At 67.9% G+C, this 15,401-nt stretch carries 9 protein-coding genes; 7 read left to right on the forward strand and 2 right to left on the reverse strand.

Annotated features, from left to right (window positions below; all coding sequences use genetic code 11):
* Positions 1-12: 12 nt before the first annotated feature.
* The 3 genes from EHO50_RS17215 to EHO50_RS17225 are packed head-to-tail and all read left to right on the forward strand — an operon-like array spanning position 13 to position 4,375.
* Entirely contained in the window at positions 13-1,668 is a 1,656-nt protein-coding gene (locus EHO50_RS17215) for an ABC transporter substrate-binding protein (protein WP_128431023.1), read from the forward strand.
* Complete coding sequence (locus EHO50_RS17220; RefSeq protein ID WP_128431024.1) at positions 1,665-2,354, forward strand: YesL family protein; 690 nt, start codon at positions 1,665-1,667, stop codon at positions 2,352-2,354. Before EHO50_RS17215 ends, EHO50_RS17220 begins: the two co-directional genes overlap by 4 nt.
* Positions 2,351-4,375, forward strand: a complete 2,025-nt coding sequence (locus tag EHO50_RS17225) for a beta-galactosidase (protein ID WP_128431025.1) — start codon at positions 2,351-2,353, stop codon at positions 4,373-4,375. The genes EHO50_RS17220 and EHO50_RS17225 overlap by 4 nt, the downstream gene beginning before the upstream one ends.
* On the opposite strand, the gene EHO50_RS17230 is transcribed toward EHO50_RS17225, so the two are convergent.
* Both EHO50_RS17230 and EHO50_RS17235 read right to left on the reverse strand, forming a co-directional pair.
* Positions 4,369-6,315 carry an alpha-glucuronidase gene (locus tag EHO50_RS17230; RefSeq protein WP_128431026.1) on the reverse strand — a complete coding sequence of 649 codons (1,947 nt, stop codon included), beginning with the start codon at positions 6,313-6,315 and terminating at the stop codon, positions 4,369-4,371. The genes EHO50_RS17225 and EHO50_RS17230 overlap by 7 nt on opposite strands.
* Positions 6,316-6,335: 20 nt before the next feature.
* Positions 6,336-10,148, reverse strand: a complete 3,813-nt coding sequence (locus EHO50_RS17235; protein ID WP_181449638.1) for a GH92 family glycosyl hydrolase — start codon at positions 10,146-10,148, stop codon at positions 6,336-6,338.
* Between the two features lie 354 nt (positions 10,149-10,502).
* Here EHO50_RS17235 and ngcE point away from each other — a divergent pair, with 354 nt between their 5' ends.
* The 4 genes from ngcE (at position 10,503) to EHO50_RS17255 (ending at position 15,299) form a co-directional block, all read left to right on the forward strand.
* Positions 10,503-11,966 carry an N-acetylglucosamine/diacetylchitobiose ABC transporter substrate-binding protein gene (ngcE, locus tag EHO50_RS17240; RefSeq protein WP_128431027.1) on the forward strand — a complete coding sequence of 488 codons (1,464 nt, stop codon included), beginning with the start codon at positions 10,503-10,505 and terminating at the stop codon, positions 11,964-11,966.
* 49 nt (positions 11,967-12,015) lie between these two features.
* Positions 12,016-12,939 (forward strand): carbohydrate ABC transporter permease, encoded by a 924-nt coding sequence (locus EHO50_RS17245; RefSeq protein ID WP_128431028.1) that lies wholly within the window; start codon positions 12,016-12,018, stop codon positions 12,937-12,939.
* A gap of 14 nt (positions 12,940-12,953) precedes the next feature.
* Complete coding sequence (locus EHO50_RS17250) at positions 12,954-13,889, forward strand: carbohydrate ABC transporter permease (RefSeq protein WP_128431029.1); 936 nt, start codon at positions 12,954-12,956, stop codon at positions 13,887-13,889.
* 210 nt (positions 13,890-14,099) lie between these two features.
* On the forward strand, positions 14,100-15,299 hold the full coding sequence (locus EHO50_RS17255; protein WP_128431030.1) for an ROK family transcriptional regulator: 1,200 nt from the start codon (positions 14,100-14,102) through the stop codon (positions 15,297-15,299).
* Positions 15,300-15,401: the final 102 nt, after the last annotated feature.

The following is a 15,401-nucleotide window of genomic DNA, read 5'->3' on the forward strand; positions in this document are numbered from 1 at the left end:
CCTGTGTCATCCGTGAACAACGCAGGACAGCTGTCGCGGCGTCAGATACTCGCCGCCGCCGGCTTCATCGGCCTCGCCACCCTCACCGGCTGCGGCAGCGGCGACGACGGCGGGGACTCCAAGGACCTGTCGAAGAAGCAGAACGGTGCGATGAAGGAGTACCGAGTCGGCCAGCAGTTCAAGGCGACGAAACCGCTGTCCTTCTCCGTCCTGCACAACAACAACCCGGTCTACCCGATGAAGAGCGGCTGGTTGTTCTGGAAGGAGATCACCAAGCGCACCGGCGTCACCTTCGAGCCCGTCGACGTCCCCCTGGTCGACTACGAGAAGAAGCGCAGCGTCCTGATCGGCTCGGGCGACGCCCCCTTCCTGATCCCCAAGACGTACCACCCCTCGGAGATCGCGTTCGTGTCGTCGGGCGCGATCCTCCCGGTCAGCGACTACGTGCACCTGATGCCCAACTTCCAGGACAAGGTGAAGCGCTGGAAGCTGGAGCCGGAGATCGACTCCATCCGGCAGTCCGACGGCAAGTTCTATCTGCTGCCCGGTCTGCACGAGAAGGCCAGAGCCGGCTACTCGCTGGCGCTGCGCACGGACGTCCTCGACCGGCTCGGACTGAGCCTGCCCGCCACCTGGGACGAGGTCTACGAGGTCTTCAAGGCGATCAAGGAGGAGTACCCGGACCGCTACCCGTTCTCCGACCGCTGGAGCAAGAACACGCCCTACCCGGCCGCCGCCCTCTTCAGCTACCTCGGCCAGGCCTACGGTGTCCGGGCCGGCTGGACGTACGACAACATCAGCTGGGACGCCGGCGCGCAGAGGTACGTCTTCACCGGAGCGACGGACGCCTTCCGGCAGATGATCGAGTACGTGCGGAAACTGGTCGCCGAGAAGCTGGTGGACCCGGAGAGCTTCACCCAGACCGACGACGAGGCCGCGCAGAAGCTGCTGGGTGAGAAGTCCTTCGCGATCAGCGCCAACCCACAGGTACTGGTGCAGGAATACCGGTACAACCTCAACAAGCAGGTCAAGGGCGCGGAGATCGAGATGATTCCGGTGCCGCTGGGACCCGCCGGTCCCGTGGTGCTGGGCGGCGTCCGGCTGGAGAACGGCGTCATGATCTCCAGCAAGGCACTCAAGAGCGACAGCTTCGTCGCGATGATGCAGTTCGTGGACTGGCTGTGGTACTCGGACGAGGGCCAGCGGTTCGCGCGGTGGGGCGTCGAGGGTGTCACCTACACCCGCACCGGAAGCCAGTACAAGGTGAAGCCCGGCATCAGCCTCATGGGCTCCGACCCGGACGCCCCGAAGGACATGCAGAAGGACTACGGCTTCTACAACGGCGTCTTCGCCTACGGCGGCAGTTGGGAGCTCGTCTCCTCCACGTTCAGCCCGGACGAGAAGAAGTTCCAGGACGCCATGTCCCAGCGCGAACAGACGCCCATCGGCCCCGCCCACCCGCTCCAGTCCGTCGAGCAGGAGCAGGCCACGCTCTGGGACACCCCGCTCAGGGATCACGTCACCCAGAACACCCTCAAGTTCGTCCTCGGCAAGCGCCCCCTGTCCGAATGGGACGCCTACGTCACCGAGTTGAAGGCCAAGAACTTGGACCAGCTCCTCGACCTGCACAACAAGGCGTACGAACGCTTCAAGAAGGAGAACGGGTGAGCAGCGGCGTACCACACGCGGCCGACTTCGGCGCCGGAGCCCTCTCCCGTGCCGCCGCCCTGATCCACACCCTGGTCACCGTCGAAGCCCTGCTGCTCCTGGCCGCCGCGCCCGGACTCGCCGGCCTGCTCCTCGTCGGCCCCGACCCGGCCAACCTGCCGCTGGCCGCCGTATGCCTCCTCCCGCTCGGCCCGGCCCTGTCCGCCGCCCTGTACGCCCTGCACCACCGCGGCCGGGACCTCACGGAACTGCACCCGGCCCGGACCTACGCACGCGGCTGGCGGCTCAACGCCCTCCCCGCGCTGAAGCTCTGGACGCCCCTGCTGGCCTGGCTGACCGTCATCGCCTTCACCCTCACCCACTTCTCCGCCACCGGCCTGCCCGGCTGGTGGGCGGTGCTGCTCGGCGTGATCGGCGCCGGCTCCCTGCTGTGGGGTGCGCACGCACTGGTCCTCACCTCGCTGTTCACGTTCCGAGCCCGCGACACCGCCCGCCTCGCCGCGTACTTCCTCGTCCGGCACGCCCGGGCCACCCTCGGCGCCGCCTCCCTGCTCCTGCTGACGGCCGCGTCGACAGCCCTGCTGACCGAAGCCCTGCCGGCCCTGCTGGCCGCCCCGCTGCTGCTCTCCCTGCTGCACAGCAGCCGCCCGGTGATCGCCGAGACCCAGGAGGACTTCACCGCATGACCGCGCCGCGCACCCCGAGGATCCCGTACGGCGGCGACTACAACCCCGAGCAGTGGCCGGAACCCGTCTGGGACGACGACCACCGCCTGTTCACCCAGGCCGGCATCGACACCCTCACCGTCGGCGTCTTCTCCTGGTCCCTCACCCAACCCGCCCCCGACACCTACGACTTCACGGTCCTCGACCGCATCCTCGACCGCGCCGCCGCCGAGAACCGCCGGATCTGCCTGGCCACCGGCACCGCGGCCCTCCCACCCTGGCTCGCGAATCGGCACCCCGAGGTCAACCGGACCGACTTCGAGGGCCGCCGCCACCGCTACGGCCAGCGACACAACTTCTGCCCCAGCTCACCGGCGTACCGCAGCCACGCCACGGCAATGGCCGCCCGCCTCGCCGAACGCTACGCGCAGCACCCGGCGTTGCTCGCCTGGCACATCAACAACGAGTACGGCGGTGTCTGCTACTGCGACCTGTGCGCGGCCGCCTTCCGCAGCTGGCTCCGGGACAGGTACGGCACCCTCGACGCCCTCAACGACGCCTGGTGGACCACCTTCTGGTCCCACCGCTACACCGACTTCGACGAGATCGAGCCCCCTAACGCCCTCACCGAGCACTGGCGCGGCCCCGACCACACCGCTTTCCAGGGCATCACGCTCGACTACTCCCGCTTCACCACCGACGCGCTGCTCGGCTGCTTCCTCGCCGAGAAGGAGGTGATCCGCGCCCATGACCCCCAGACCCCCGTCACCACCAACTTCATGGGCATGTTTCGTCCCCTCGACTACCACCGCTGGGCGCCCCACCTCGACTTCGCGTCCTGGGACAGCTACCCGCCCTTGGAGGCCCCGCCCACCTGGCCCGCGCTCGCCCATGACCTGATGCGCGGCCTGAAGAACGGCGCCCCCTTCTGGCTGATGGAGCAGACCCCGTCCACGACGGCCTGCCGTGACGTCAACCCCCTGCGCCGCCCCGGCGAGCTCCGCCTCGCCACCTTCCAGGCCATCGCCCACGGCGCCGACGCCGCCCTCTACTTCCAGATGCGCGCCTCACGCGGCGCCTGCGAGAAGTACCACGGCGCGGTCATCGGCCACGCGGGCCGCGACGACACCCGCTTGTTCCGTGAAGTGACCGAACTGGGGCGGGAGTTGGCGACTCTCGGCGACGCGACCCTCGGCGCCCGCACCCCCGCCCGCACCGCCCTGCTCTTCGACTGGGACAGCTGGTGGGCCCTGGAGATCTCCGACGGACCGTCCCGGCTGGTCAAGTACCAGGAGGTGGTGCACGCCTACTACCGCGCCGCCCGCGAGGCCGGCGCGGACGTGGACGTCGTCCCGGTCACGGCCGACCTGACCTCGTACGACGTGGTTCTCGCCCCCGTCCTGCACATGGTGAAGGGCGACCTCGCCGATCGCCTGGAAGCCGTCGCCGCACGCGGCGGCACGGTCCTGACGACCTTCCTCTCGGGCCGCGTCGACGAACACGACCGCGCCTTCCTCACGGACGTCCCCGGCCCGCTCGCCCCGCTCATGGGCGTCCGCGTCGACGAGTGGGACGCCCGGCCGCCGGAGGTCGTACAACCCGTCCAACTGGGGGAGCTGACCTGCGAGGCACGCCTGGTCTTCGAGATCGTGCTGCCACGCGACGCCGAGCCGGTCGGGACCTACGGCACCGACTTCTACGCCGGCACCCCGGCCGTGACCCACAACCGCTTCGGCGAGAGCGAAGGCGAGGGCTGGTACGTCGCCACCGCCCTCGACCAGCCCGGCGTGAACTGGATCGTCCGCCGGATCCTGGCTCGCCACGACCTGCTCGGCCCCTACGCCGACCACCCCGCCCTGGAGACCGCGACCCGGGTCGCCCCCGACGGCACCCGCCTCGTCTTCCTCCTCAACCACGCGCCGGAACCGGCCCATCTGACGGCCCACACCACCGCCACCGACCTGCTGACCGGCAAGCGGGTCGAGGAGGGCGAGCCACTGACCCTCGACCCGCTCGGCACAGCAATCCTCAGCATTCAGTAGATGCGGCGCCCATGTGCGTCGGGCACACCCGACTTGCGGAGGAAGTAGCTGTTCACCTGGTCACGCCACTCGCGGGCGCTCCGGAGCTGCTCCTCGAACCGCTCCGCCACCCGCGCGTGGCGCGCCCGGTCCACGAGGTCCACCAGTGAGGCCCACACATCCCGGGCGGCCTCCACCTCCTCCACGCCCTCGAAGTGCGTGTCGTAGATGTGCTGGATCACTGTCTTCCCGCTGTGCAGCATGTGCCCGTACGACATGTGGTGGAAGAACAGCAGCAGCTCGTCGGGGCAGGTGTCCGGCGACTCGTACATCTCGGCCCACGGCTTGGCGTACTGCCCCGCGAACCCGGATCCCGTCGCCGCGCTCCGGTCGACACCGATGCCGTCGCGGTCGGCGAAGTGGTAGGTGCCCCAAGGGCTGTACTCATAGCCGTCGACGCTCGGCCCGTAGTGGTGCCCCGGCTGCACCATCCAGCCCACGCCGAGGGGAGCGGTGTACTTCTCGTACGTCCGCCACGAGCCGTCCAGGACCGCGCGCAGCCCTGCCGCCGGACCGGTGCCGAAGGTGAGCAGGATCCATTCGTCGAGGATCTGATGCGGATCCGCGTGCGGCTGCCAGGCCAGTCGGCCGAAGGTGTACAGGTTCGCCTGAGCCAGCGGATGCCCGGTCCAGAACGGGTCGTCACCGACATTGGACACGGCGACGAGCCCGCCGCGCGCCACCTCCCCGACAGAGCACTCCCCGTCGGCCCGGAACCGCAACACCTCGCTCCACATCGGCCCCAGCCAGCACACATGCCGCTGCTGCCCGGTGTACTCCTGCGTGGCCTGCAGCTCCACCGCCAGCCGGGTGCGCGGCATCGCGCCGATCAACGGCGAGACCGGCTCGCGCACCTGGAAGTCCATCGGCCCGTGCTTGACCTGGAGCACGGCGTTGTCGGCGAACTCGCCGTCCAGCGGCACGAAGTGGTCGTGCGCGGCTCGCGCCCGGTCCGTCGTCCGGTCCCGCCAGTCCTGGCGGTGGTTGTAGACGAACGCCCGCCAGTGCACCGTGCCGCCGTGCGGTTCGAGCGCGGCGGCCAGCATGTTGGCGCCGTCCGCGTGGCTGCGGCCGTAGGCGAACGGGCCCGGCTGGCCCTCGGAGTCTGCCTTCACCACGTACCCGCCGAAGTCGGGTATCGCCTCGTACACCCGCGCGCTCGCCTCGGCCCACCAGCCACGCACGTCGTCGTCCAGCGGATCGGCCGTGGACAGCCCGCCGAGCACGATGGGCGCGGCGAAGGTGACCGACAGATGGGTGCGGACGCCGTACGGCCGCAACGCGCCCGCGATGTCGGCCACTTCGCCGAGCCGGTCGGTCAGCAGATGCGCCTCGGTCGCGTGCACGTTGACGTTGTTCACAGCGACGGCGTTGATCCCGCAGGCCGCCAGCAGCCTGCCGTACGCCCGCACCCGGCCCAGCAGCTCACCGCGTGCCCGTCCGTCCTGCCAGAACAGCGACCCGCCGGCGTATCCGCGCTCCACCTGGCCCATGACCGGATGCACGGCCACGTTGTCCCAGTGATCGAGCATGCGCAACGCGAGCGCGGGACCGTGTGTCTCCCGGGGCCGCTGCTTGCGGAAGGCGTCCTCGCCGAGCCGGACGACGTGGAACAGGCCGTACAGCAGCCCGGACTGCCCGGTTGCGGTGACGGTCGTACAGCCGTCACCGCGCTCGAATGTGAACCCCTCGGACGCGTCGGCGCCGGTCAGCTCCAGCACCAGGTCGAACGGGCCGGGGGACGCGTCGCGCTCGACACGTCCCCCGAACCGGTCACACGCCCCGGCCACTTCCCCGTGCACCGTGTCCACCAGTGGACCCGAGCCGCGGATCAGCGTCCGCCGGGTGCCGATCGGCCGGAACACCTCGTCCGGCAGCCAGGCCGGATCGACACCCTGCATGAGGCCCCCAATGCACCTGCTCAGGCGAGCAGTTCGACTTCCGACACCACCGCCTCACCGTCGAACACCAGGCGGTACTTCCCGTACGTACCCGCAGACCCCACGGAGAACGCCCGTGTCTGCCGGTCCCAGGCGAACGACTCCCCGGAGCGTTTGTCGAGGGTCAGCCACGTGGTCCCGTCGTCCGAACCCTGCAGCGTCCAGCCGGTCGGCGCCTTCGTCCGGTCCGACGGCGACGTCAGGGTGTACTGCACGGCCTTGGTGCGCCCGGGCGCCGGCAGATCCAGCGAGGAGAGCGAGGAGACACTCGCCTCGGTCGCGGACGTGTCGTCGAACGGCGCCCCCTCACCCTTCAGCACATCCGCCCGCGGCACGGGCACCTCGTCGTCCTTGGTGATCGACACCGGTGCCGCGTTCTTGCCGGTGCCCCATGAGGAGGGCCGCGGCCCCATGTCGAACTCCAGGACACCGCCCTTCGCGATCAGCGAGTGGGGGAGTGAAGTCGACCTCCACGGAACGCCGTTGACCTTCAGACCCTGTACGTACACATTGCGCGCGCTGTTCTTCGGCGCCTTGACGACCAGCTCCCGGCCGTTCTCCAGATGGACCGTCGCCTTGGTGAACAGGGGCGACCCGATGGCGTACTCGCCACTGCCCATCACCAGCGGATAGAAGCCGAGCGCGGAGAACAGGAACCAGGCCGACTGCTCGCCGTTGTCCTCGTCACCGTGGTAGCCCTGCCCGATCTCGCTGCCGACGTACAGCCGCGACAGCACCTCGCGGACGTTCTTCTGCGTCTTCCAGGGCTGTCCGGCGGCGTCGTACATGTAGTTCGCGTGGTGGGCGACCTGGTTGGAGTGGCCGTACATGCCCATCCGGACGTCCCGCGCCTCCGTCATCTCGTGGATGACGCCGCCGTAGGAGCCGACGAAGTCGGGCGAGGCCGTCTCCGGGGTGGCGAAGTACTCGTCGAGCTTGTCCGCGAGGCCGCCGCGGCCGCCGTAGAGGTTGGCCAGGCCCCGGCTGTCCTGCGGGGCGGTGAAGGCGTAGCCCCACCCGTTCGTCTCCGTGTAGTCGTACCCCCACACCCGCGGGTCGTACTTGGAGGATTCGACGCGCCAGTCACCCTTGTCGTCCCTGCCCTGGAAGAAGCCGGCCTTGGGGTCGAAGAGGTTGACGTAGTCCTGGGCGCGGTTGAGGAAGTACTCCGACTCCTCCTTGTACCGCTTGTCGCCGGTCTTCTTGTACAGGGCCTGGCCCATCCGCGCGATGCCGTAGTCGTTGAGGTAGCCCTCCAGCGCCCACGACAGGCCCTCGTGCGTCTCGGTGCTGGTGTAGCCGCGGAAGGGCGAGGTCACCATGCCCTTGCGGCCCACGCCCGATGACGGAGGCACGACCGTCGCGTTCTTCACGGCCGCGTCGTACGCCGACTTCGCGTCGAAGTCCACGCCCTTGACGTACGCGTCCGCGAAGGCGACGTCCGACGACGTGCCGGTCATCAGGTCCGCGTAGCCGGGGGAGGACCAGCGGGAGGTCCAGCCGCCGTCCTTGTACTGCTGCACGAAGCCGTCGACCATCTCACCCGCCTGACTGGGCGTCAGCAGTGAGTACGCCGGCCACGTCGTCCGATAGGTGTCCCAGAAGCCGTTGTTGACGTACACCTTGCCGTCAACGATCTTCGCGCCGGTGTGCGTCGGGGTGTCGGGGCCCGGCATCGGGGAGAACGGGGACGCGTACTGGTACTTCGAACCGACCTTCTCAAAACCGGAGTTGGGGTACAGATACAGCCGGTACAGGCTGGAGTACAGCGTGGTCAGCTGGTCCGGCGTCGCCCCCTCGACCTCGACCTTGCCGAGCAGCCGGTCCCACTGGCGCTGGGCGCGCGACTTGACCGTGTCGAAGGAGGTGCCGTCGGGGATCTCCTGGCGCAGGTTGTCCTTCGCCTGGTCGATGCTGATCAGCGAGGTGGCGAGGCGGAGAGTGACGGTTCGGTCGTCGCCGGCGTCGAAGCGCAGGTATCCCTTCACCCCGTCGGCGGACCCCTCGGTCACGGGCTTGTCGAACTCGCCGTACACGAACAACCGTGTCGCACCCGTCGACAGCCCGGACTTCACGTCCGAGTAGCCGGTGACGATCCCGTTCTCCTTGTCGAGCGTGAGCCCCGCCTGGTCGGTCACGTTGTCGAAGAGGACGCTCGCGTCGTCGCCCGGGTAGGTGAAGCGCAGCGCCGCCGCGTGGTCGGTCGGCGCCATCTCCGCCTTCAGCCCGTTCTCGAACCGCACCCCGTAGTAGTACGGCCGCGCGGTCTCGTTCTCGTGCCGGAAGGCCAGCTCACGCGCCTCACGGCCGGTGTCCGGGGTGCCGGAGGCGGCCGACGGCATCACCTGGAAGGTCTGCCGGTCACCCATCCAGGGGCTGGGCTCGTGGCTGGCGCTGAACGCCTGGATCGTCGGCAGGTTGTCGTCGTTGTTCGATCGGGCGTAGTCGTACAGCCAGCTCAGCGACCCGGCGTTCGTCACCGGTGTCCAGAAGTTGAAGCCGTGCGGCACGGCGGTCGCCGGGAAGTTGTTGCCGCGCGAGAACCCGCCGCTGGAGAGGGTGCCGCGGGTCGTGAGCGCGTAGTCGGACGGGTGCGCCTTGGGCTTCTCGGGCGCGACGGACCTCAGAGCGATGTCGTCCAGCCAGCCCCGGAACTTCGCCGGGCCCTCGGGGGAGTCGTACGCCACGAGTATCCGGTCGACGGTCTTGCCGGCCGCGACCGACCCGATCCGCGAGGCCACGTTGTTCCACTGGTTGACGTACAGCACCTTGGCCGCGCCCTGCCCGCGCGGCGACAGCGGGAAGCCGTGCTGGTCGGTGGCGCCGAGGTCGCTCAGGTAGGTGCCGTCGGTGAAGGCGAGGTCGACGGAGACGTTCGTGGCGTCGTAGTCGAGGTCGCCGTCGGCCATCGACGGGAAGAGGCGGTAGGACAGGCGGGTGTCGCGGCCGACGGCCACGTTCACGTCGTAGACCTTGTTGTACGAGTACGCCCGCCCGTTGGCCGTATGCCGGCCGGCGTACCTGAGCGCCCGCTTGCCGGTGAAGCCCGCGCCCGCCTTCGCGGTCGGCGAGCCGCTCGGGCCGCGGTCGACGAGGGAGAGCATGTCCTGCGGGACCGGGCCGTCACTGCCGCCCGTCGAGAACTGGACGTCGGCGAGCTGGAGGATGTCGGCGGCGCCGTTGTTCCTGGTGACGTCCAGCCGGAAGTGCTGGTACTCGGCCGGCTCCGCTATGTCGTACGTCTTTGTCTGGAACCGTTCGGCGAACGTCTCGCCGGAGCGGGTGTCGAGGGTCTTCCACTCCTTGCCGTCCGTGGAGCCCTTCAGGGTCCAGTCCTGCGGGTCGCGCTCGGCGTAGTCGTTGGCCGACGTGAGCGCATATTTCGCGAGCTTTACCGGTTTGTCCAGGTCGAACTCCACCCATCCGGTGGGCGCGAAGACCAGCCACTTGCTGCTCGGCTCCCCGTCGGCGAGGTTCTCCTTCACCTCCCCGCCGCCGGTGTTCTCGCCGCTCGCCCGTACGTCCGTGACATGGTCGGTCACATTGCCCGGAATGCCGCTGCTGTAGCCACCGTCGACACCCGAGGCCCGCTTGCCGCCGTCCGGCGCGGTGTCGACGGTATTGAGCCAGTCGGGTGCCGGATCGGCCGCCTCGAACGAGGACGCGAACTCCCCGTCGGCCGTCGCGGGCGCCTGAGGCAGGGCGACCGCCGCGCCCTGTGAGCCCACGGTCAAACAAAAGGCGGCCGCCGACACGACCGCCGTACCCCATCTGTGCCGAGCTCTCTGCTGCATAAGCCGGTACCCTCCCTGCGCACGGGACAACGTTGTCAACTTCGCTGCGCAAGGATCAGTTGTGGCTCAAGTGCCAAGCATTGTCAAGGGTGTTGCCTGTGGCATTCGAGGCCTATGTCGCGGATTTTTCCGGCAAGCCGCCCACAGGGCGCTCATATTTCCGTGAGGTCTCAACTCGGAAAAGACCATCGGCCAAACTTGCATTCGATCTTGCTCCGCTGGCGGGAAGTGGACTATACCTGTCGGCACTTCACATGATTCCGCACTTCCTGCACAACCCCAGCTTGACCCGATCGCGGTGCCGGGGAGGATCCGGTTCACCGCCTGAGTCCTGGAGAAGGCGAGGACTTGAGCATGGGATCCACTTCCGCCGAGAACCCTGAGAAGAACGGCTCCGCAGCTGTGGGGCGCCGCGATCTGATCAAGCGGTCCGCCGCGCTGGGTCTGATCGCCGTACCGACGATGAGCTTCCTGTCCGCGTGTGCCACCGGCGGTGGTGGGGGCGAGGAGAAGGAGACCAAGGCGCCCGGTGGTGCGAAGTCCGCCACCAACCCGCTCGGCGTCGAGAAGGGCGTCGCCCTGGAGGCGTTCATCTTCAAGGGCGGCCTGGGCGACCAGTACGCCAAGGACGCGGAGGCCGACTACAAGGCCACCTACGGCGCCTCCGTCAAGCACACCGGCACCCAGCAGGTCGGCCCGAAGCTGACCCCGCGCTTCGCGGGCGGCAACCCGCCGGACGTCATCGACAACTCCGGCGCCGACCACCTGGACATGAACAAGCTGTCCACCCAGGGTCAGCTCCAGGACCTCCAGGCGCTGCTCGACGCCCCCTCGATGGACGACCCGAGCAAGAAGATCTCGGACGTCATCCACCCGAGCACCATCGAGAAGGGCAAGCACGGCGACACCTTCGACGTGCTGTACTACGCCTTCACCATCTACGGCACCTGGTACTCGCAGAAGGCCCTCGACGACAACGGCTGGGAGTACCCCAAGACCTTCGACGAGATGGTCAAGCTCTGCGGCGAGATCAAGAAGAAGGGCATCGCGCCCTGGACGTACGCCGGAAAGTATCCGTACTACGTCCACTTCAACCTGTTCGCCCAGATCGCCAAGATCGGCGGTATGGAGGGCTGGATCGCCATCGACAACCTGGAGGCGAACGCCTGGACCAGTAACGACGCGGTCAAGCAGGTCGTCGAGCACTACGAGGAGCTGGCCGCCAAGAAGTACTTCCTTCAGGGCAGCCAGGGCCTGACGCACATTCAGTCGCAGACCGCCTGGAACAAGGGCAAGGCCATCTTCATCCCCAACGGCTCCTGGGTGGAGAACGAGGCCGCCCCGACCACGCCCAAGGACTTCCAGATGTCCGTCGGCGCCCTCTTCGACGGCGGCGGCGACAAGATGCCGCACGGCACCCTGCGCGCCGAGCCCAGCGAGCCGTACATCGTGGCGAGCAAGGGCAAGAACCCGGCCGGCGGCATGGAACTCCTGCGCATCATGCTGTCCAAGAAGCACGCCCAGAACTTCGCCAAGCTGGTGAAGTCCCTGACCTGTGTCGTCGACGCCACCGAGGGCATGAGTCTGTCGCCGGGCCTCGCCTCGGCGAGCAAGGCGTTCAAGGACGCCGGTGACAACATCATCAGCCTCCAGCTCCAGGAGTGGTACCCCTCGCTCACGGACGAGAAGATCGGCGGTCTCACCGGGCAGCTGCTCACCGGTGAGATGAAGGCGGCCGAGTGGATCAAGAAGACACAGGCATACGCCGACGCCGTGGCGAAGGACGACTCGGTGAAGAAGTTCAAGCGCGAGAGCTGAAAGTCCGGTCAGGCACCACGGCACTCAAGGGGAAGGGCCGGGAAGTACCATGCAACACGGCAAATACCGATTCATCGTGGGCTTCCTGGCCCTGCCCATCATCGTCTACGCGGTCTTCGTGATCTCGCCGTTCGTCCAGGCATTCCAGATCTCGCTGACCGACTGGTCGGGGCTCGTCGGCACGGCGAAGTTCGTCGGATTCGAGAACTTCGAAAAGCTGTGGCACAACGAGGACTTCTGGAACGCGCTGTGGCACAACGTCTGGATGCTGATCGCGGTGCCGATCGTGACGCTGGGGCTCGGCCTGTTCTTCGCCTTCATGCTCAATGTCGGCGGAAAGCGACGTAAGAACGAAGTCATCACCGGGGTCGCGGGTTCGAAGTTCTACCGTTTCGTCTTCTTCTTCCCGCAGGTCATCTCCATCACCATCATCGCCGTCATCTGGTTCAACATCTACAACCCGGACCCGCAGGACGGCATGCTCAACTCCCTGCTGGGCGCGGTCGGTCTGGACAGCCTCCAGAACGCCTGGCTGGGCGAGAAGAGCCTCGCCCTGCTGTGCATCATGGCGGTGATGATCTGGTCGCACGTCGGCTTCTACGTCGTGCTCTTCTCGGCGGCGATGGCGTCCATCCCGCGGGACATCTACGAGGCGGCGCTGCTGGACGGCGCGGGCCGCTTCCCCACCTTCTTCAGGATCACCCTGCCGCTGCTGTGGGACACCGTGCAGACCGGCTGGGTGTACATGGGCATCATCGCCCTGGACGGCTTCGCCCTGGTGCAGATCATGTCGGTCAACATGGGCGGCCCCGACGGCGCCACGGACGTCATGCCGCTGCGCCTGTATCTGACGGCGTTCCGCGACAGCCAGTTCGGCTACGCGTCCGCGATGGGCGTCGCGATGCTCATCGTCACCATGACGTTCGCAGTGCTCACCATGCGCTTCGCGCGGCGTGAGCGGATCGAGTTCTAGGGGTACGGGGCGACATGACGACGGACACGACGAACACCGGCACGGTCACCAAGACGGACGGGGAGGACCGCCCGAGCCTCACCAAGAAGCTCGGCGCGACCGACGGCCGCAGCTCCGAGGGCGGTGTCCTGCACGTCTTCTCGCACGGCATGCTCGTGCTGTGGGCGCTGATGGTCGGTGTGCCACTGCTGTGGGTGCTGTGGAGCTCCTTCAAGACGAGCAACGGCATCCTCTCCGACCCGTGGGGGCTGCCGACCTCGCTGCACTTCGAGAACTGGGCCAACGCCTGGAACAAGGCGAACATGGGCCAGTACTTCCTCAACACCCTGATCGTGGTGGGGGGTTCGGTGACCGGCACCATGGTGCTGGGCTCCATGGCCGCGTACGTGCTGGCCCGGTTCACCTTCCCGGGCAACCGGTTCATCTACTTCATGTTCGTGGCCGGCATGTCCTTCCCCGTCTTCATGCTGGTCATCCCGCTCTTCTTCGTGCTGCGGGACTTCCCGGGCAGCTCGCTGCTGGCGACGTACCAGGGTCTGATCCTCGTCTACATCGCCTATTCGCTGCCGTTCACGGTCTTCTTCATGACCGCGTTCTTCCGCACGCTGCCCACGTCGGTCGCGGAGGCAGCGCTGATCGACGGCGCCTCGCACACGCGGACGTTCTTCCAGGTGATGGTGCCGATGGCCAAGCCGGGCCTGATCAGCATCGGCATCTTCAACTTCCTGGGGCAGTGGAACCAGTACCTGCTGCCGATGGTCCTCAACCAGAACGAGGACAAGTACGTACTCACCCAGGGCCTGGCGATGATCGCCCTGCAGCAGGGCTACGAGAACGACTGGGGCGCGCTGATGGCCGGCATGATGATCGCGATGCTGCCGGTGCTGATCGTGTACTTCATCTTCCAACGGCAGGTGCAGGCGGGTCTGACGGCCGGTGCGCTGAAGTAAACGCTCTCTGTTCGCTCCACCGTAAGCATCACATCACCCCACGTCACACGTGAGCCGTCCCACACCGGGGCGGCTCGCGCGCGCGTGTACACACTCCCGGATCCGGTTCAACCTCTTGACGGGAGGCAACCCGAACGGCTCAGCTTAGAGTTCACTAGTTGGACACGTAACGGGGCCTCGTCGAAGCGGTCCCGCGCGCAGGAGGTCGTCGTGGAGACTCCGGGGTCGCAGTCGTCGCTGCACCGAGCCAACCTGGAGCGGGTCGTACGGGCCGTCCGGCTGGCCGGATCCCTCACCCAGGCGGAGATCGCGAGGACGACGGGTCTGTCCGCGGCGACGGTCTCCAATATCGTCCGGGAACTCAAGGATGGCGGAACGGTCGAGGTCACGCCCACCTCGGCGGGTGGCCGCCGGGCCCGCAGCGTCTCCCTGAGCGGAGACGCCGGGATCGTCATAGGGGTCGACTTCGGCCATACGCACTTGCGCGTGGCGGTCGGGAACCTCGCCCACCAGGTGCTGGCCGAGGAGTCCGAGCCGCTGGATGTGGACGCTTCCTCGACACAAGGGTTCGACCGGGCCGAGCAGCTGGTCAACCGGCTGATCGCGGCGACCGGCGTCGACCGCTCCAAGATCGCCGGGGTCGGCCTCGGTGTGCCCGGCCCGATCGACGTCGAGTCCGGCACCCTCGGCTCGACCGCCATCCTGCCGGGCTGGACCGGCACCAAGCCCGCCGAGGAGCTGCGCGGCCGGCTCGGCGTGCCCGTGCACGTGGACAACGACGCCAACCTCGGTGCCCTGGGCGAGCTGGTCTGGGGCAGCGGGCGGGGCGTGCGGGACCTGGCGTACATCAAGGTCGCCAGCGGTGTGGGCGCCGGTCTGGTCATCGACGGCAAGATCTACCGGGGCCCGGGTGGCACAGCGGGAGAAATCGGTCATATTACTCTTGATGAGTCCGGCCCGGTCTGCCGCTGTGGAAACCGGGGCTGCCTGGAGACCTTCGCGGCCGCGCGCTATGTGCTGCCGCTCCTCCAGTCCAGTCACGGCACGGATCTGACCATGGAGGGTGTCGTACGGCTGGCCAGGGACGGAGACCCGGGCTGCCGTCGGGTGATCGCCGACGTCGGCCGCCATATCGGCAGTGGAGTCGCGAACCTCTGCAATCTCCTGAACCCGAGCCGCGTGGTCCTGGGCGGTGATCTCGCCGAGGCCGGTGAGCTGGTGCTCGGGCCGATCCGGGAGTCCGTCGGCCGCTACGCCATCCCCAGCGCGGCGCGCCAACTGTCCGTTCTCCCCGGGGCACTTGGCGGTCGTGCGGAGGTGCTCGGAGCACTCGCTCTCGCGCTCAGTGAGATGGGTGATTCAACCCTTTTGGACAGCACGCTGCATGCGGCCGCGCCTGCCTTCACTTAGAGAACGGATGGCACCGTTGCCATCTCGTTAAGGATTTACTTCTTGACGTCGCACGTGTGGCCGAGTTGACTTCCAGCCACCTCGGCCGCAACGTCGCGGCCT

The organism is Streptomyces cyaneus (assembly GCF_004028635.1).
GTDB classification, from domain to species: domain Bacteria; phylum Actinomycetota; class Actinomycetes; order Streptomycetales; family Streptomycetaceae; genus Streptomyces; species Streptomyces cyaneus.

Bases quoted from the DNA above. Each gene is read 5' to 3' on its own strand.
- EHO50_RS17225 (WP_128431025.1), top strand. From the start codon at position 2,351: ATGACCGCGCCGCGCACCCCGAGGATCCCGTACGGCGGCGACTACAAC.
- EHO50_RS17235 (WP_181449638.1), bottom strand. From the start codon at position 10,148: ATGCAGCAGAGAGCTCGGCACAGATGGGGTACGGCGGTCGTGTCGGCG.
- ngcE (WP_128431027.1), top strand. From the start codon at position 10,503: ATGGGATCCACTTCCGCCGAGAACCCTGAGAAGAACGGCTCCGCAGCT.
- EHO50_RS17245 (WP_128431028.1), top strand. From the start codon at position 12,016: ATGCAACACGGCAAATACCGATTCATCGTGGGCTTCCTGGCCCTGCCC.
- EHO50_RS17250 (WP_128431029.1), top strand. From the start codon at position 12,954: ATGACGACGGACACGACGAACACCGGCACGGTCACCAAGACGGACGGG.
- EHO50_RS17230 (WP_128431026.1), bottom strand. From the start codon at position 6,315: ATGCAGGGTGTCGATCCGGCCTGGCTGCCGGACGAGGTGTTCCGGCCG.